Consider the following 17,723-nt stretch of genomic DNA (forward strand, 5'->3'; position numbering starts at 1 on the left):
TTAAATTCCCAAATCAAAATGGAGTTACGATGCGGGGACATCGTGGGTATTTGTCATGATGTGTTCAATTGCTAAGCGTGGTTTAGGGTTGTAAGCCTTAAACCCAAATGCGACATGAGTCATCAAGGAGGCCACATGGAGCAGTTAGATGAGCAAGACATTGTACGATTAAAAGAACTACTTAGACGAACGGGAGAATTCATAGCCTACTTTGAGCTGGCTGAAACCAAAATGCTCGAATGGCGGCATGAGATTGAGCAAAAAGCGCTCGCCCATCAAGCCACTTTCCAACAACAGTTGCAAACCTTACAAATCGAACTTGAGTCCATTCAAGAAATATTTACGAGCGCTGGTTTAGCTAAATTTCGTTTAACCACAGATAATGCGTTAAAACAAGCGCACGAGTATTTACAAGCAATGAAAGAAACAAAAGCTAGCGTACTAAAAGAGCTTTCTGATTGTAAAGCGGAATTGAACAATTTGAGCAAGACTGCTGTAGAAAAAATAACCGAGCATAGCTCAAAAGCACTGGATGCAATAGATGGGCAATTATCTCAATACGATATTAAACAGTTTTCGCGCATAGCCAACGAAAGCTGCCAAAAAGTTGAAAAATCGGCTAATCATGCGATGAGTATCAGCACGATGCTTCTCTCGCGATTCCAATGGCGCACCATCGCTTTAACGTTTATGACCACACTGGTCACAGCGTTTGCTATAGGTCTTTATGTAAGTGATGAATTTCCCTGGGAAAATCATCAACATGCAATGAATGAGCGAGGAGCTGGGAAATTACTGATGAATGCATGGCCTAAGTTAACTTATCAAGAAAAAGTTAAAATACTGGGTGAACAAGGGATTCAAAAGGTGTAGAGCTTGTTGCAAACAAACATGAATGTGGCCCACCTCTTGATAATTGTTTTTATCATGCTCATTGTATTGTTGATGCTTATTTTGCCACATGTGCTTGTTGGGATCCGATACGCGCGCTGGCAGCGTCAGCTTGACTTGCCTAAGCATGCAGTCATATTCAAAGCGTTATACCAACCAATCAATGGTTTTTTACTATCTAAAAGAGCAAGAGTACATCAGGATGCCTTTGATTATTTTTATGGTGAAATCGACTTTCACTCATTCATTGCGCTTCTTTTTCTCACTCATCTAAACAGAGAAACAATTTTTTATGATTTAGGCAGCGGGACGGGCAAAGCCGTGCTGGCCAGTGCGATGGTGTTTGACGTTAAACGAAGCATTGGCATTGAATTATTTAAGGAGCTACATGAAGCCGCAAAGCTACAACAAGAAAAATTAAAAAATCATTCCGAATACAAAGGTAAAGCCGCACGGATTACATTTCTTAATGAGGACTTTCTAGCCGCTGACTTCAGCGATGCAACCCTTATTTTCATTAATGCCACCTCTTTTATAGGACCAACTTGGCAACGTTTATGTAAACGACTCGAAAGGGTGAAAACCAATACGCGAGTTATTACAACCAGCAAGCAACTACAGGCCACGCATTTTTCTCTTGAATCCACTCATCCCGTCCGAATGAGCTGGGGTATAGTACAGGCTTATATTTATCGAAGAAATTGACTGTAGGATGATTTAATTTTTTTCCAGCCAGTTGATAACATTGAATAATTTATTTGGCTGTCTATACTAATAACGTAATGTCTAAAAATGTATAACGGCTCAACTCGCTGCATAAGAAGCGCTATACTTTAAAATAGATGATGACAAAACACCTGTTGTATTTGGTGAATATGGGACCAAGTTGCTAAACGAGGTGGATATGATTAAATCAGAGTTAATTAATAAAATCGCAGCGGAAATGACTCATCTTCCAGAAAAAAAAATTTCTGAAGGAGTCAACTACATTCTCAACATAATGAGTAACGCGCTCATTGAAGGCGAGCGCATTGAGATCCGCGGATTTGGTAGCTTTTCGTTGCATTACCGACCTCCCCGCAACGCGCATAACCCAAAGACCGGGGAAAAAGTAATCACCGAAGCCAAATACAGCCCTCACTTCAAACCAGGAAAAGAATTAAGAGAACGGGTGGATACTTCGCGTAAAGAGACACCCATCAAAGAAGATTAGATACTCTGGTCTTCTTTGATGTTACGTTCTTGGTAATGTGACGCCCGTTTGCCCTTGATATTTCCCACTTCGATCGCGATAAGACACTGCACAAACATCATCGGATTCTAAAAAAACCATTTGAGCAACGCCTTCATGGGCATAAATTTTAGCTGGGAGCGGTGTGGTATTTGAAAATTCGAGCGTTACATGCCCTTCCCATTCAGGCTCTAATGGTGTGACATTCACGATGATTCCACAACGAGCATAAGTGGATTTTCCAAGACAAATCGTCAGAATATTACGAGGAATACGAAAATATTCAACCGTTCTCGCTAAGGCGAATGAGTTAGGCGGAATAATGCAAACATCCGATTGCACATCAACGAAGCTATTTTCATCAAATGCTTTAGGATCTACGATGGCGGAATTAATATTAGTAAAAATTTTAAACTCATTTGAACATCGTACGTCATACCCATAACTTGAAACCCCATAGGATATGATTCGATTTCCCTCGCACTCTCTCACTTGCCCACGTTCATAGGGGGAGATCATGCCATGCTCCATAGCCATCATTTCTATCCAACGGTCAGATTTAATTGACATATCTGCTTTCTCCCTGGTAAACGAAAAACCAATACGTTTTACCATATTCCAGGCAGGAAGGAAAGTCGGGTTCTGCTGTCTCACCTAAGGATCAGGGCAAATAGATGCTATGAAAAATACAAAACATACGTTGTCTTTGCGAGCGAAGTGAAGCAATCCACATCGATGCATCATTAGGATTTCGTAATGGATTGCTTCACTTCGTTCGCAAAGACGGCGTTTTAAGCATAACTATTCCTGAATTTATCTACAAAAAACCGATTTACTCTTTTGGTTTAATGACGCGATTTAGGAGTTCGCCGATTTCTATTGGCATGGGAAACACGATGGTAGAGGCGTTATTGCCGCTGGCAATGCCTGCTAGTGTTTGTAAATATCGAAGTTGCATGGCTTGAGGGTGTTTAGCTAAGACCTCCGCCGCTTGGGATAGTTTTTCAGAAGCTTGAAGTTCCCCTTCTGCATGAATTACTTTGGCACGTCTATCTCGCTCCGCTTCCGCTTGTTTGGCTATTGCGCGAATCATACTTTCATCTAGATCAACGTGTTTAATTTCCACATTTGAAACTTTAATTCCCCAACCATCCGTTTGCGAATCAAGAATTTTTTGGACGTCGCTGTTTAATCGCTCACGCTCAGCGAGCATCTCATCCAGCTCATGCTGGCCAAGAACCGAACGAAGTGTTGTTTGCGCTAACTGGCTAGTGGCTTCAAAATAGTTTTCAACTTGAATAATCGCATTTTTCGGCTCAACCACTCTGAAATACAAAACTGCATTCACTCGAACCGAAACGTTATCTCGAGAAATAACATCTTGGCTAGGAACATCCATCACTACGGTTCGTAAATCCACCCGTACAATTTGCTGCACAATGGGAATAATGATAACAAGACCCGGTCCTTTCACCCGCCAAAATCGCCCAAGCATAAACACTACACCTCGTTCATATTCTCTAAGAACCTTGAACATAGATAAGACCAGCAAAAAAAATATGACCGCTAAAAACCCCAAAAACGCTCCCATGTTATTCTCCTTCTATTTCCTTTGCTTTAAGCGTTAACCCATCCGCATCAATGATTTCAATGGATTTGTCGGCAGGAATTGGTTGTTGTGATTGTACTCGCCAGATTTCACCGCGAATTACTGCTTGCCCTTCGGGATCAATGGTTTCAAGTGTACGTCCCTTTGCACCAATGAGCGCTTTTGTACCATGGTGAACTGGTTCACGCCTAGCTTTAATCGCCATGCCAAGCAATACCACAAAAACGATGATGTTTGCTGCAGCCATGGCCCAAATAGCTGACCAAGCGATTTGATAGGTTTGCTGCTCCGTATCAATTAATAAAATTGAGCCGACGATAAAGGCGATGGTTCCTCCTAACCCAAATGCACCAAAGCTTGGTGCAAAGGCTTCTGCCACAATAAAAATTATGCCTAATATGATCAACGCTAACCCTGCGTAGTTTACTGGTAATAACTGTAATGCATAAAGCGCAATAACCAGAGCGACTGCACCAATAACGCCCGGTGCCACAAATCCAGGGTTAACAAGTTCAAAAAATATGCCATAAATTCCCAATAAAAGAAGCATATACGCAATGGTGGGATCCGTTATCACGAATAATAGACGTGTTCTCCAATCTGGCTTTAAGGTTTCAATTTCTGGTTTTTTTAAATTCAATTTAATTTCTCGACCATCTTGCATGACCATTTTTCCATTTAGTTGGGCGAGTAGGGTGTTCGTGTTTCTAGCAATGACATCAATTACCCCGCCTTTCAACGCTTCTTCCCCTGTCAAAGTGGCTGCCTCAAGAACTGCTTTTTCAGCAAAATCGGCATTGCGCCCACGAAGTTGGGCTAGGGAGCGAATATATGCCACGGCATCATTCGTCATTTTTTTGCCCATTACGGATTGGTCTTTTTTCTCTTTTTGCTCTTCACCACCGCCCATTAAATCAACAGGACTTGCTGCTCCCAAATGCGTGCCCGGCGCCATTGCAGCAATCGTGCTCGCGTATAAAATAAATGTGCCGGCACTAGCTGCACGCGCACCACTTGGAGCAACGTAGGTGACAACAGGGGTACGTGAGCTTAGGATGGCTTGAACAATTTGTCTTGTCGATTTAATAAGACCGCCTGGGGTATCCAATTGAATTAAAATCAAATTCGCTTTTTGACCTTTCTCAATGCCACGGATCAAATAATCAGCCGTTGCTGGCCCAATGCCACCTGAGACGGGAATTTTCAAAACATGCGCTGCGTTAACCTGTTGAAAAAATAAAAGAAAAATAAGAAAGATGAAGAACGTTAGCCGCGATATTTGGCTTAAAAGGGTTACTTTCTGGATTTGCACCCAAAACGCTGACATACCTACATCCCTATATTGGCTTACTGTTATAAAGATAGCACAATATTTGGAAAAACCGCTTTCAAGTCAGTGCGATGTTTGAATTTTCCACCAGAAGTCGAACGCAGAGTGTGGGAGGGGGTTTGGTTTTTTAGACCAGGTTTAGATTTTTACGTTCTGTGGCTTGTCCACAGAATTCATAAGTAATATGAATATTTAGCGAACGTTATTTCGTAAAAAAACGAAGCTTTTTTGTATAGGAGCCATTCAAAATAAGCCAATTCAATATAACCAAAATTAGGATTTTTCTAATATCGAATTCACATCAAGTACTGCGCTAAAAAACTGGACCACGCGGTCAAGCCGCGTGGCGTAGGCAGAGATGTGATCAAAAGACAGATCTCAGCGTTGGGACCTAACAATGTCGCTTAGAAATAAACACCAATTTGCGCCAAAAGCGTGTCTGCCGATTTACCGGTCCCAACGGTATTTGCGTTGGTTACGCCGGATGGAGCAGCGCCGTTAGCAAATTGATTGGTTTTATAGTCCATATCATGGCGAAACTCTATGCTTTCAACCGTATCTTTCCAGATAGACGTATTAAAAACCCCGTTGATTCGTTGTTTTGGAATATTTAAAGCCAGAGCGTTTTTAGACCACTGATAACCTAGTGCAACGGATGACGGTTTATCAAACGCCATAAACGTGACACCCGCTTCAACCTGGCCAGCTTGTGGGCTAGCACCACGACCGTTAAAACTTAGGTCCTGGGGTCTAAAACGACTGGTTGTACCCAGCCATTCTGCAGTAAAGTTATAGCGATCAATACTGATGTTACCATGGACATCCACGGTAGGAATTTTTTTAACCGCTTCATTACCGTTAGTAATCGATGCAAATCCTCCAAAGGTTGTACCGGGAACCGAGCCTGTAAACTGCATACCTGAAGCGTCGTTAATCGAGCTCATAAAACTCGCCCCGACTTCTCCTGAAATATCACCACGACCAAAAATATAACCCCAATTGACTCCACCTACACCAGAGCCACCCAGAGTGGTATCCCCCTTAAATCCGTAAACAGCGGCAAAAGGGCCTGTAGATGTTTGTGATTTATAGCCTAAAATAAAGGGACGCTCTTTGGTACGTGCTAACATCATGGTTAATGGGGCGCTAATCATGGCTGATGAAAAACGACCATATGGCACGAATAACTGACCAGCCGTAAAATAGAACGGACTTTTATCCAAATTACCAATATTCACAAACCCCATGTTCAAAAATACGGATGAGTTGGATATTCGCTGACGGTTAGATAATGGCGGCGTGTCATCATAAGCAAGCGCCATGTATCCTTCGACCATGTTATTTAAAGCAGCGGCAACATCAAGCTCGCTGGTACCAAGCGTCCAATCGGATGTGGTATTACGAAAATAGGTCCGACCAACCGAGCCAGAAGGAACCACTGCACCACTCAATGCAATAATCGGCAAATCAGGTGCAGGATAACCCAAAGCTTCATAGGCATGATACATACGACGTCGTTGTTGCATGAGCCGGATGTCACGGTTAATGCTTGAAATATTTACAATATAATCTGAGCCATCAAATGCTGGGCGGCTTCCTAAAAAAGGAGATGCCACAATAGGCGTTCCGGCAATGTAAGTCACCACCTGGTGATCAGCAATTAACGCCGTTGGGTAAAACCCTAATGATTCGGGATGCTCATCAAACGAATGAACGGTCACAGCACTGCTATGAATTGGCTCAGCAGGGGTTGGCGTTCTCTTTGAGGTGATAGGGGAAGGATCAACCTTCGTATCAGATGGTGTTTGTTTCGTTTTAGCAATTTTTGCCGTTTGACGCCGACTATTTTGGTTCATCTTGCGATTTAAACGTTCAATTTGCGACTGCAAAGCTTTCGTTTGTTGTTGTAACCGCTGGACTTCTAGCTGCAATTTCTCTTGTTCTGTGGCAGCAAAAATCTGAAACGAACAAACAGCCATGACCACAATAAGAGCTTTGTGTTTCATGTGAGGGACTCCTGTTTATTTTTTTTACTTCGCGAGCGATTATATAGAACCTAAGCGAGAGATACTAGTGAAATAGCATCTAACGGTGGAGTTAGGAAAGAGGAGCTAATCATAATTTAAAACGAACAAAAAAAACCCCGTAAAAATACGGGGTTTAAAAAGTGGAGTAGGAGCAAAAAGCTAGGCTAGAGAACCCACCCATTTAACTCCAAAATAAGGACCATGGAAGCCGAAATTAGAATCAAACATATCATCAAATTCATTTTGATAAATTTGAGCTTGGAAGTAATTAACCCACATGTATCCTAAATCAAGCGAGAGATCACCTTGAGCTACAGCAAAGTTATACTGCAATCCAAGTTTTGCTTCAAGCTCAGGTACTAAAGCGGTTTTACTTCCCGATGCATAGTATGGATCTGGATCAAGAGGATCATTCGTTGTTAATGAATTGGTAAAATCGCCCTTTCCAATAAGTAACGCTGCTGCACCTTTAGCATATACAGCAAAATTAGAATTAAAGTCATAGACCAAATCACTACCAATTCGAGGACCAAAACCGTCATAGGTTGTTTGAAATTGTACTGTAGAGAGTAGAACAGCTGCTGCTACAGGATCTATGAAAGTATCACTACTCACAAATGTCGCTGCATTATGCAAATGTGCATATTGAACACCACCATGCAATCGAACATTCTTAAATACTCCTAAATCCACATGCTGCCCTACTTCAAGATTTACAGCATCCCACTCTGGTGTTAACGAAGCGGTGTTAACATCACGATCAATAAATATATTGCCCCAATTAAATGAATCACTCAGCGTGTGTGTTGTGGTATTTTTACCCAGGTGATACCAATTTAAATTAACATCGTTTCCTGTATTAAAATGGTATGAGCCCTCAAGTTTAAAGCCCCAAGCCCAATCTGGCTCATTTTCAACCCAACTTTCGGTAGTTACGCCCGCTGCTGTGGTAGTACTATTAGCCCCTAACCAACTTGCATTATCACTATAGGTTGGTCTTAGGTATAGTGCTTGTATGCCTATATCCCATGCTGTACTTGCACAAGGTACCGTTACATCACCAGGCTGACAAACTGGCCCCATGGTTCCTGCATAACTAGCACAGCTGCTTAATATCAGTGTAGACAAAAGTGTTTTTTTAAAACTCAACATTCCCTTTCTCCATGTTAAACAATATCCAACGGTCTTTATAACTATTTCCATGCATAAAAATCTGAGAAAATAGCCTTACCAAAAACATGACATAAAATATGTAAACTTTAGTAGTAGAACAAATAAATCATTATAAATCAATATAAAATCAAGCTATTTCTTAAATTTTTTCAATGAGAAAACAAGATTGCAGAATAGAATTAAGCGAACAAAGAAGGATAATTGACAGAGGTTGTCGAATATTCACTTAAAAGAAGGAAACTTAATAGGTTGGGTTAACCCAACCTATTAAAATAGCATGGTTTATCAAACGAACGCGCCAACCCATTTTAATCCAAAATATGGGCCATTCACTGCAAAATTTGAATCATCTAGATTAATGGTGGATAAGGCATCAAAATAATTGACCCACATATAACCGCCATCAATGGTTAATAAGCCGTTTGCTAAGGGGTAATTATAATTTAACCCCAATTTGCCTTCTATTTCTGGTACAACAGCGGTTCTACTGCCCGTTGCGGGAACAAAGGCCCCGAACGATGAAGAAAATTGTTGATTGATTTCATTTTTTCCAAATAAGAGAGCCGCCGCCGCTTTGCTATATATGTTTAAACCTTTACCTAAATCATACGATGCATCAATACCGGTTCGAGCACCAAATCCATTATACGTACTCGATTGGCCAAAACTGTAACTCGTACCCACAGCATTTTCACCAATGTAGCTTGTATCTACTTTTAAACGAGCATATTGAGCCCCACCGTGCACACGAACATTTAGCCAATGGCCATAATTGATGGTTTGGCCCATCTCTAGATTCACCGCATCCCATTTAGGAGATTGGGTATAGGTTTCTGTGTTAGACGCCGGTAATCCTCCAAGGGCTACAAAATTCACTGGGAATACTTGAGTTTGGGTATTATCATTCAAATGATACCAATTCAAATTCACATCATTTCCAGTGCTGTAATGATAAGAACCTTCTAATTTAAAACCCCAACCCCATCGGCCCTCGTTTGCTACAAGCGTACGGGAGGTTCCTAAAGGAGAGATATAATATCCATTGAAATTATTCGCATCATCGCTAAAGGAAGGTTGCAAGTATAACGCTTGAATGCCGAAATCCCAGGCAGCGTGCTCACAAGGGACTGTGACATGATCAGGAGTGCAAACTGGACCCATTGTACCAGCAAATACAACGCTACTGCTTAATGCGCATATAGCAATTGCTGATTTTTTAAAATTAAACATATTCTTCTCCATTATTTTTTAGTTCCTAACAATCATGCTTGAAGGCATTCAAACCTTCATTGTACTAAATTCTCTTAACAAATCTATAGTTAATCTAATCGTTTCATTAAGCTTAAATTCAACCGTTAAATTCACCCTAGGTACATAGGGATAGAAAAATCTCACCACTTAATCCCTACGTCATTTCACTTGAATAAAGCATCCACTCCGATGTTGGTTTTATGCTCTGAACCTGGATACCTCGGATAAGCCATGGTAGGTAGGGAGAGAGCTGCGGCTTGATCAAAGCATCCACTGTAATGCGAGTGCATCACTTCGAATCTGGATACCTCGGACAAGCCATGGTAGGTAGGGAGAGAGCTCTGGCTTGATCAAAGCATCCACTGCAATGCGAGTGTATCACTTCGAATCTGGATACCTCAGACAAGCTGAGGTAGGTAGGGAGAGAGCTGCCGCTTGATCAAAACATCCACTCCGATGCCGATGTATCGCTTCGAACCGGGATACTTCTGACAAACCGAGGTAGGTAGGGTAGAAAAATCTACTATTAGAGATAGGAAAATCGTACGTAGGGGTAAGTAATCTGAGTGGTTGGAAAGCTCAGGTATGCTCCGTTACCGTCGGCTCGGTTTTGGAGGTAGTGCGATGTTATTTTGGGCGAAAAAAAACCCACCGCGGTGGGTGGGTTTTTATAGGTTTGCTCAGTTCGAATTAAACTACTGAACCAACCCACTTCAAGCCAACATATGGGCCGTGTACAGCGAAGTTGGAGTCATCAAATGACCCAGCAACTGAACCATTGTTGAATGGTAATGCATCAAAGTAGTTCACCCACATGTAACCAACATCCAGAGACAGGTCGCCTTGAGCCATAGCGTAGGTATATTTAGCACCCAATTTAGCTTCTAACTCAGGAACTACAGCGGTTCTGCTGCCGGTAGCTGGAACGATAGCGGTAGCGAACGCAGGTGTTACAGTAGTAACGGTCTGAGTTATATCGCTGTCGCCAACCAACAGGGCACCAGCACTGTTTGCGTATACAGCTAAGCCATTGCCAAAGTCGTAGGACATATCAGCACCAACGCGTGGACCAAACCCTGTGAATTTAGCTTCATCATTTAAAGTATAAGATGTGCTTGTTGCTGGAACACCCGTTACGTTAAAACCATTGATTGAAGCTTCGGTTTTAATTCGAGCGTACTGCGCACCACCGTGGAAACGGATGTTTTTGAACTGACCAAAGTCCACGTGCTGACCGAACTCAAGGTTTACAGCGTCCCAACGAGCGTCGGTAACTGCCACTTGGTTTGTGGTAGCGGTAGCCGCGCCATCTAAAGCTATGATTCCGCTTGTACCAGAGAAGGCATAACGGTTGTCATCAGAGTTTAAGTGATACCAGTTCAAGTTGACGTCATTGCCAGTGCTGAAGTGATAAGAGCCTTCTAGCTTCCAACCCCAGTTCCAATCCATATTATTATCAATCAGAGCTCTAGCTGTCCCAGCTGCGTTTACTGTCTGAGCAAAGTAGCCAGCGGCATCGCTGAATGTGGGCTGCAGATAAAGAGCTTGAATGCCTACATCCCAAGCTTGCATTTCGCATGGAACAGTGACGTTACCGGGTGTGCAAACTGGACCCATGGTACCAGCAAATGCAACACTGCTACCAAAAGCAAGAACAGCTACGGCTGTTTTTTTCAGATTCAACATACTTTTCTCCACTTTTTTATTATTAATTTCCGTTTTTTCGTCAAGCCACAACTTTGTATTGACTACAGTACGCCATCATCGCTCTAATCCGAAAACGTACTTGGGACGATTATCGTGCCTGATTTTCTCGTTGTCAACACAAATGCAATAAAAACACTATATTTTTTAGCACCCTATGCCTTTGTTTTTAACAACAGCGATACTATTTGAGCGAACTGCTTCCTTTGTATCAGCAAATCACGAAACGATTATCTGGGTACATTTGAGCTTAATTTGTAACGAAAATCAACCCCCCATTCATGATTTTTTCTTTAAACTTATTTCCAGAAATTAAATGCCACTCTCAGAACAATTTAATGGTTTCTGATTTAAATATATCCGATGTATTTAATACCCAAATAGGGCCCTTGCAATCCATAATCAGTTGTTTGACTTATACCCGTGGCCGCCGCTAAACGATACGTTTGCGCGTTAAAATAATTTTGCCACATGTATCCTGCATCCAGTGATAAGTCGCCTTGGGCCAGTGAGCAGCTGTAAGTGAAGCCAAGTTTACCTTCAAGCTCTGGAACCACCCCGGTGTTTGAACCGTTTGAGCCACCGGTGGGGGCAATTAGACCTAAGGTTACGGTACTGTAATCACTAGAACCTGCAAGGACTGCAGCAGCGGTTTTGGCGTATACGGCTAATCCATTGTTCCAATCGTAAGACATGTCTAGCCCTGCTCTTGGGCCAAACCCCTTAAATCGCATGAATATCGTATCAGCTGGTGTAGTAATTGCACTATTGTAATAAATATTATGATTGATACGTGCGTATTGTGCGCCGCCATGAAAGCGGATATTTTTATGTTCACCATAGTCTACATGTTGCCCAAACTCGGCATTCACTGCATCCCATTTATGGCGAAGCTCTACCGTCAGTGTTTGAGGAGCTGCGGCCGTACCCGTAAGCTCACTATAAGTCGTTGTACTTCCCTGATGATACCAGTTTAGATTTATATCTTTCCCACTACCAAAATGATAAGACCCTTCAAACATAAACCCAAAGCTCCACCCAGGGACCAATTCATTGTAAGTTGTAATATTGGAAGCATTGGTAAAATTGGTAACGCTGAAATCGCCGGTATAGCTCGGTTGTAGATAAAGCGCTTTAGCACCAAAATCCCAACCATGTCGATTACAGGGGATTGTTACGTCTTCAGCGGTACATGCTGGCCCCATGGTGCCGGCTGAAACAACACTGCTCGTGAGTGCCAGTATGGCCAACGCGGTTTTACTGATTTTCATAATCCTTATTCTCCTTGTCGTCTTGGTGAAGGGTTTCAAGCGAGGCGATTATTTAGGCTTACCTATAAATTGTCAATTTTTTTGAACTCTCTTGATCTGTAAACCTGTTGGAGCGTAAAAATCATGTTATTCTATGATTTGTGTCACTTAATAGGTAATGATAAAAGGGGGAAATTGTTGTGCGCTGTTTGGAAATTACCCGCCCCGATGATTGGCATGTTCACTTTCGTGATGAAAAGGTACTGGAACAAACCGTTTCTGCAACGGCTTTACATTTCAAACGTGCTTTAGTGATGCCGAATTTAAAGCCCCCACTCACTACCATCAAAGCGCTTTTATCCTATCGTGAACGTATTCTTGCCGCAAATAAAACACAAACATTTATTCCTTATATGACGTTTTATTTAAATGAAGAGGTTAACTTAGAGGAATTACAACAGACAAAGACAAACCCCTATATTTTGGGGGCTAAACTCTATCCAGCGGGTGCCACCACCAATGCAGAGGCTGGTGCAAAATCGATTAAGGCACTGTATTCTCATTTTGAAATCATGCAAGAGAATGATCTTGTCTTGCAAATTCACGGCGAAGTAACTGAGGGCGATATTTTTGATCGCGAAGCACAATTTATCGAGATCTACTTAAAGCCCCTTTTAAAACATTTCCCAAAACTTCGTATGGTTTTAGAACACATTTCTACTTCAACGGCCGTAGAGTTTGTGTCCAACGCCCCTGAAACGGTTGCCGCGACCATTACCCCTCATCATTTGATGTTTAACCGTAACCGTCTATTAGCAGGAGGCATAAGGCCTCATTATTATTGTCTACCGATTTTAAAGTCCCATAAAGATCAAACCGCCTTGCAACAAGCAGCCATCAGCGGCAATCCAAAGTTTTTTGCAGGAACTGACAGCGCACCTCATGCACGAAGTCATAAAGAAAGTGCCTGTGGGTGTGCGGGTATTTATTCAGCCCCCTACGCGTTGGCTATGTATACCGAGGTTTTTGATCAGTTGGAGGCTTTGACTATGCTTAATGCATTTATGAGTCAATTTGGTGCTCGTTTTTATCATTTACCACCGAATCAAGAGCTGATTGAATTGCAACATAAGCGACAAGTAATTCCTGAAACACTTCCTTTTGGAAATGATGTCATTATCCCCGTTTTAGCGGGTGAGTCCTTGTCATGGAGTGTTTATGGAGACTGAAAAAAATCGCTCATCCCATTCTATAAAAGACCGGTTTCGAGGATTTTTGCCCGTCGTGGTGGATGTTGAAACCGCGGGAATTGATCCTAGCCGCCATGCTTTGCTTGAAATGTGTATCGTGATATTGGATATTGATGAACAGGGTAAATTACTGCAAAAAGATACTTATTTTGAACATATACTGCCTTTTGAACACGCTGAATTAGATCCCGAGTCGCTAGCCTTTACTGGCATTGATCCTTATCAACCTCTGCGTTTTGCTGTGGACGAAAAAACGGCGCTTCAACGCTTGTTTGCGCCGATTCATAAAGCTTTGAAACAATCGCACTGTCAACGTGCTGTGCTGGTGGGGCATAATGCTTGGTTTGATTTGTTATTTGTAAAAGAGGCCATCAAACGAACCGGATTAAAATCCCCGTTTCACGCCTTTACTTGTTTTGATACGGCAACACTCTCAGGATTAATTTACGGACAAACGGTACTAGCCAAAGCGGTTAACGCTTCAGGCATAGAATTTGATGTGAATGAAGCGCATTCGGCCATTTATGATGCGAAGAAAACAGCAGAGTTATTTTGTAACATCGTCAACCGTTGCCGAGATCTAGGCCTTGATTCAGTCTCTTTGGGCAAAAATGCCTCTTCTCCTTCAGTGGAAAAGAGGCAAAGTGATAATTAAAGCTTATCAGAATGATTCGATAAGTAATCAGCCACACCTTTAGGAGAGGCTTTCATTCCTGGCTTGCCCTTTTCCCAACCCGCAGGACAAACTTCGCCATGTTCTTCAAAGAATTGCACCGCATCAATAATTCTTAAAATTTCATTCACATTGCGGCCAATGGGTAAATCATTAATAATTTGAGACCGAACATTGCCTTCTTTATCAATTACAAACGCGCCACGGAAAGCAACTCCTGCTAAAGGATGTTCTACACCGTAAGATTGGCAAATACTATGAGTAACATCGGCTGCCATCGTGTATTTAACTGGGCCAATACCGCCTTCTTTAACCGAGGTATTACGATAAGCATTATGAGTAAATTGGGAATCGATTGATACGGCAATCACTTCAACATTGCGACTTTTGAATTCATCCATACGATGATCCAATGCAATTAACTCAGAAGGGCAAACAAACGTAAAATCTAAAGGATAAAAGAAAATTAAACCGTATTTGCCTTTGATTGCTTCATATAAGTTAAATTTTTCAACGATTTCACCGTTTCCCAATACCGCAGGTACTGTAAAATCTGGTGCTTTTCGTCCAACTAAAACGCTCATGTCATCTCTCCATTCAATAAATAATTAGGTCGTATTATGCGCTTACCGCTTCACGCAGCAAGGACTCCAATTCGCCTTGTTCATACATTTCAGCAATAATGTCTGAGCCGCCAATTAACTCGCCTTTTACATACAGTTGAGGAAAAGTAGGCCAATCTGCATATTGTGGTAATGTTTGACGAATATCCGGGTTTGCTAACACATCGACATAGGCAAAATCAACACCACAGGCATTCATGCATTGCACAGCTCGCGCAGAAAAACCACATTGGGGCATCTTTGGGCTGCCTTTCATATAAATAATTATAGCGTTCTCAGAAATTTGCTGCTTAATTTTTTCAAGTGTATCCACGGGGCACCCTCAGTTATAATAATCAAAATAAGTCGCAATTATGGCGAAAATCAGAACACATCGCAACAGAGCTACTATATACTTTGCGTGTTCACAATCTGCGCCAAGTATAGCATACATTCTAACAGGACCATTACAGGGCAAGATCATGAGTGCACATAAATTCTTGTTAATGCCATTGTATAGTACTTCATATGCAGTATCCTTTGGTTTTGAGGCTCCTAGCATGGATCCTGCGGTCACCCGCAGGACGTTGAAATATACCCATTCTATCTGAAGATCTTCAGGTAGAATGGGTATATATAACAGATATTACATTTAAACTATGAAGTTGTTATTTTTTGATCGCTCATGTGTTTGCCCTCAACCATTACGAACACATTGAAACTCGGTATTATCCTGCTACACTTACCTCCACCATAATCAGGAGGAGAAAATAATGAGTTTTACTTTACCCCAATTGCCTTATCCTAAAGACGCATTGAAACCCTATATCTCAGAAGAAACGCTCGAGTATCATTACGGAAAGCATCATCAAGCCTATGTCAACAATCTTAATAAGCTGATTGATGGAACACAATACGCCAACATGGAATTGGAAGAAATCATCAAACAATCTTCTGGTGGAGTATTTAACAATGCCGCGCAAGTATGGAATCATACGTTTTATTGGCATTGTATGAGCCCGAATGGTGGCGGTGAGCCAACAGGTCAATTATTAGAGGCTATTAACCAATCGTTTGGCTCGTTTGATAAGTTTAAAGAAGAATTCACTAAAACCGCTGCAAGTACATTTGGATCTGGATGGGCTTGGTTAGTTCAAGATGAAGACGGTAAATTAAACGTAATGAGCACTAGCAATGCCGGCACCCCCATGACGGATGGTTTAAAAGCCATTCTTACTTGCGATGTTTGGGAACATGCGTACTATATTGATTATCGCAACGCACGTCCTGAATACCTCAATTCCTTTTGGAATTTGGTAAACTGGGATTTTGCTGAGAAAAACCTCTAATTCTTTAATAACGAACTGACATTTCGCACCACAGTATAATTAGCAAAAAAGACGCCGGTGCGGAATGTCGGAACGAATTATCTCCCTTGTTGATTTTTTTCAATAAGAATGTCTTTAGCCCTTAAAAGGAGTGAACATGGCTTTCATGACAACCTATAATCCTCTACCCATTTCGTTTACCCACGGTAAAGGGATCTGGTTATACGATGAGAAAGGCAATGCGTATTTGGATGCCTTCACTGGGATTGCCGTATGTGGGCTTGGCCATGCTCACCCTGATGTTACCAAAACCATTCAAGAACAAGCTGCTAAATTAATTCATACCTCCAATATGGTACAAATAAAAGAACAAGAACGCTTGGCTGAAAAACTCACTCAAATGGCAGGCATGGAGCAGGTTTTTTTCAGTAACTCAGGAGCGGAAGCCAATGAGGCCGCAATTAAGTTGTCTCGCCTATATGGTCATAAAAAAGGTATTGAAACCCCATCCATTATCGTTATGGATGGCGCTTTTCATGGTCGGACCATGGCCACGTTAACCGCTTCAGGAAGTCGTAAGGTACAGGCTGGTTTTGAGCCTTTAGTACCCGGATTTATTCGTGCTCCTTTTAATGATTTGGATGCCATTCATACCATTGCTGCAAACCGCGACGACATTGTAGCTGTCATGTTAGAGCCGATTCAAGGAGAAGGCGGTATTTCTGTCGCCGATGAAATGTATTTACGGGAATTGGCTAACCTTTGCGAAAAACATGACTGGTTACTCATTCTCGATGAAATCCAAACGGGTAATGGTCGTACGGGTAAACTCTTTGCATGCATGGATGTAGGGATTACTCCGGATATTTTGACCACAGCCAAAGGATTGGGCAATGGCATGCCGATTGGCGCTTGTATGATGAGCAAGCGAGCAGCTGATCTCTTTAAACCTGGAATGCATGGCTCCACCTTTGGAGGAAATCCTTTAGCATGTGCTACAGCGTTAACCGTTCTAGAAGTTATTGAGCGTGATAAGCTTTGTGAAAAAGTAGCAAAAAACTCCGTGATTCTTCATGACAAGCTTCTAGAAGCGCTAGATAGCCACCCCAACGTTCGGACCATTCGCGGCAAAGGCTATATGTTAGGAATCGAACTCGACCGTCCCGCTATGGACATACGTCTAATGGGGCTTGAAAATAAGTTATTATTAAATGTCACAGCAGAGCGGGTTATCCGCCTCTTGCCAGCTTTAATTATGAGCGAAGAAGAGATTGATGAGCTTGTAACGAGGCTCGTAAAAACCATCCATCAGTTTGTAGGGAAGTAAGGGTTTTGAGATGGCCCGAACAAGTCGGGCCATGTAGGGATAGTCAGTCGGGCCATGCAGGGATAGTCAGTCGGGCC

At 42.1% G+C, this 17,723-nt stretch carries 17 protein-coding genes; 7 read left to right on the top strand and 10 right to left on the bottom strand.

From position 1 onward, the window contains the following. Nucleotides 1-135: 135 nt before the first annotated feature. The 3 genes from E1O41_RS08605 (at nucleotide 136) to E1O41_RS08615 (ending at nucleotide 2,104) form a co-directional block, all read left to right on the top strand. Nucleotides 136-873 (top strand): hypothetical protein, encoded by a 738-nt coding sequence (locus E1O41_RS08605; protein WP_131776910.1) that lies wholly within the window; start codon nucleotides 136-138, stop codon nucleotides 871-873. 3 nt (nucleotides 874-876) lie between these two features. Then, entirely contained in the window at nucleotides 877-1,596 is a 720-nt protein-coding gene (locus E1O41_RS08610; protein WP_229669358.1) for a class I SAM-dependent methyltransferase, read from the top strand. A gap of 199 nt (nucleotides 1,597-1,795) precedes the next feature. Continuing rightward, complete coding sequence (locus E1O41_RS08615) at nucleotides 1,796-2,104, top strand: integration host factor subunit beta (RefSeq protein WP_131776911.1); 309 nt, start codon at nucleotides 1,796-1,798, stop codon at nucleotides 2,102-2,104. Between the two features lie 21 nt (nucleotides 2,105-2,125). Here E1O41_RS08615 and dcd read toward each other — a convergent pair whose 3' ends face one another. The 8 genes from dcd to E1O41_RS08655 all read right to left on the bottom strand — a co-directional run bounded on the left by dcd (nucleotide 2,126) and on the right by E1O41_RS08655 (nucleotide 12,487). Then, the gene (dcd, locus tag E1O41_RS08620; protein ID WP_131776912.1) at nucleotides 2,126-2,692 is read right to left on the bottom strand and encodes a dCTP deaminase; all 567 of its coding nucleotides are present in this window, start codon (nucleotides 2,690-2,692) and stop codon (nucleotides 2,126-2,128) included. 262 nt (nucleotides 2,693-2,954) lie between these two features. Then, nucleotides 2,955-3,713, bottom strand: coding sequence for a slipin family protein (locus E1O41_RS08625; protein WP_131776913.1), 759 nt, complete (start codon nucleotides 3,711-3,713; stop codon nucleotides 2,955-2,957). A 1-nt stretch (nucleotide 3,714) separates the two neighbouring features. Beyond that, nucleotides 3,715-5,058 (bottom strand): NfeD family protein, encoded by a 1,344-nt coding sequence (locus E1O41_RS08630; protein WP_131776914.1) that lies wholly within the window; start codon nucleotides 5,056-5,058, stop codon nucleotides 3,715-3,717. A gap of 407 nt (nucleotides 5,059-5,465) precedes the next feature. Beyond that, entirely contained in the window at nucleotides 5,466-7,067 is a 1,602-nt protein-coding gene (locus E1O41_RS08635) for an LbtU family siderophore porin (protein WP_131776915.1), read from the bottom strand. A gap of 180 nt (nucleotides 7,068-7,247) precedes the next feature. Further along, nucleotides 7,248-8,240: an Lpg1974 family pore-forming outer membrane protein gene (locus E1O41_RS08640; protein WP_131776916.1), complete on the bottom strand. Its 993-nt coding sequence runs from the start codon at nucleotides 8,238-8,240 to the stop codon at nucleotides 7,248-7,250. Between the two features lie 306 nt (nucleotides 8,241-8,546). Further along, nucleotides 8,547-9,491, bottom strand: coding sequence for an Lpg1974 family pore-forming outer membrane protein (locus E1O41_RS08645; protein WP_131776917.1), 945 nt, complete (start codon nucleotides 9,489-9,491; stop codon nucleotides 8,547-8,549). A gap of 711 nt (nucleotides 9,492-10,202) precedes the next feature. Further along, nucleotides 10,203-11,198, bottom strand: coding sequence for an Lpg1974 family pore-forming outer membrane protein (locus tag E1O41_RS08650; protein WP_131776918.1), 996 nt, complete (start codon nucleotides 11,196-11,198; stop codon nucleotides 10,203-10,205). Nucleotides 11,199-11,566: 368 nt separating this feature from the next. Then, nucleotides 11,567-12,487, bottom strand: a complete 921-nt coding sequence (locus E1O41_RS08655; protein ID WP_229669357.1) for an Lpg1974 family pore-forming outer membrane protein — start codon at nucleotides 12,485-12,487, stop codon at nucleotides 11,567-11,569. Nucleotides 12,488-12,666: 179 nt separating this feature from the next. Here E1O41_RS08655 and pyrC point away from each other — a divergent pair, with 179 nt between their 5' ends. Together pyrC and rnt are read left to right on the top strand one after the other, a co-directional pair. Further along, a complete protein-coding gene (gene pyrC / locus E1O41_RS08660; RefSeq protein ID WP_131776919.1) occupies nucleotides 12,667-13,695 on the top strand; it encodes a dihydroorotase in 1,029 nt (342 codons plus the stop codon). Beyond that, nucleotides 13,685-14,371, top strand: a complete 687-nt coding sequence (gene rnt / locus E1O41_RS08665) for a ribonuclease T (RefSeq protein ID WP_131776920.1) — start codon at nucleotides 13,685-13,687, stop codon at nucleotides 14,369-14,371. Before pyrC ends, rnt begins: the two co-directional genes overlap by 11 nt. Here rnt and E1O41_RS08670 read toward each other — a convergent pair. Together E1O41_RS08670 and grxD are read right to left on the bottom strand one after the other, a co-directional pair. Further along, nucleotides 14,368-14,973, bottom strand: coding sequence for a peroxiredoxin (locus E1O41_RS08670; protein ID WP_131776921.1), 606 nt, complete (start codon nucleotides 14,971-14,973; stop codon nucleotides 14,368-14,370). The two genes, rnt and E1O41_RS08670, sit on opposite strands and share 4 nt — an antisense overlap. A gap of 34 nt (nucleotides 14,974-15,007) precedes the next feature. Further along, on the bottom strand, nucleotides 15,008-15,325 hold the full coding sequence (gene grxD, locus E1O41_RS08675) for a Grx4 family monothiol glutaredoxin (RefSeq protein WP_131776922.1): 318 nt from the start codon (nucleotides 15,323-15,325) through the stop codon (nucleotides 15,008-15,010). A 439-nt stretch (nucleotides 15,326-15,764) separates the two neighbouring features. Here grxD and E1O41_RS08680 point away from each other — a divergent pair, with 439 nt between their 5' ends. Further along, nucleotides 15,765-16,340, top strand: coding sequence for a superoxide dismutase (locus E1O41_RS08680; RefSeq protein ID WP_131776923.1), 576 nt, complete (start codon nucleotides 15,765-15,767; stop codon nucleotides 16,338-16,340). Between the two features lie 136 nt (nucleotides 16,341-16,476). Further along, nucleotides 16,477-17,646 (top strand): aspartate aminotransferase family protein, encoded by a 1,170-nt coding sequence (locus E1O41_RS08685; RefSeq protein ID WP_131776924.1) that lies wholly within the window; start codon nucleotides 16,477-16,479, stop codon nucleotides 17,644-17,646. Nucleotides 17,647-17,723: the final 77 nt, after the last annotated feature.

It is taken from the genome of Legionella impletisoli (genome assembly GCF_900639875.1).
GTDB classification, from domain to species: Bacteria; Pseudomonadota; Gammaproteobacteria; order Legionellales; family Legionellaceae; genus Legionella_A; species Legionella_A impletisoli.

Bases quoted from the DNA above. Each gene is read 5' to 3' on its own strand.
- E1O41_RS08625 (WP_131776913.1), bottom strand. From the start codon at position 3,713: ATGGGAGCGTTTTTGGGGTTTTTAGCGGTCATATTTTTTTTGCTGGTC.
- E1O41_RS08670 (WP_131776921.1), bottom strand. From the start codon at position 14,973: ATGAGCGTTTTAGTTGGACGAAAAGCACCAGATTTTACAGTACCTGCG.
- rnt (WP_131776920.1), top strand. From the start codon at position 13,685: ATGGAGACTGAAAAAAATCGCTCATCCCATTCTATAAAAGACCGGTTT.
- E1O41_RS08680 (WP_131776923.1), top strand. From the start codon at position 15,765: ATGAGTTTTACTTTACCCCAATTGCCTTATCCTAAAGACGCATTGAAA.
- E1O41_RS08685 (WP_131776924.1), top strand. From the start codon at position 16,477: ATGGCTTTCATGACAACCTATAATCCTCTACCCATTTCGTTTACCCAC.
- E1O41_RS08605 (WP_131776910.1), top strand. From the start codon at position 136: ATGGAGCAGTTAGATGAGCAAGACATTGTACGATTAAAAGAACTACTT.
- E1O41_RS08630 (WP_131776914.1), bottom strand. From the start codon at position 5,058: ATGTCAGCGTTTTGGGTGCAAATCCAGAAAGTAACCCTTTTAAGCCAA.
- E1O41_RS08640 (WP_131776916.1), bottom strand. From the start codon at position 8,240: ATGTTGAGTTTTAAAAAAACACTTTTGTCTACACTGATATTAAGCAGC.
- E1O41_RS08635 (WP_131776915.1), bottom strand. From the start codon at position 7,067: ATGAAACACAAAGCTCTTATTGTGGTCATGGCTGTTTGTTCGTTTCAG.
- E1O41_RS08645 (WP_131776917.1), bottom strand. From the start codon at position 9,491: ATGTTTAATTTTAAAAAATCAGCAATTGCTATATGCGCATTAAGCAGT.
- dcd (WP_131776912.1), bottom strand. From the start codon at position 2,692: ATGTCAATTAAATCTGACCGTTGGATAGAAATGATGGCTATGGAGCAT.
- E1O41_RS08655 (WP_229669357.1), bottom strand. From the start codon at position 12,487: ATGAAAATCAGTAAAACCGCGTTGGCCATACTGGCACTCACGAGCAGT.
- E1O41_RS08615 (WP_131776911.1), top strand. From the start codon at position 1,796: ATGATTAAATCAGAGTTAATTAATAAAATCGCAGCGGAAATGACTCAT.
- E1O41_RS08650 (WP_131776918.1), bottom strand. From the start codon at position 11,198: ATGTTGAATCTGAAAAAAACAGCCGTAGCTGTTCTTGCTTTTGGTAGC.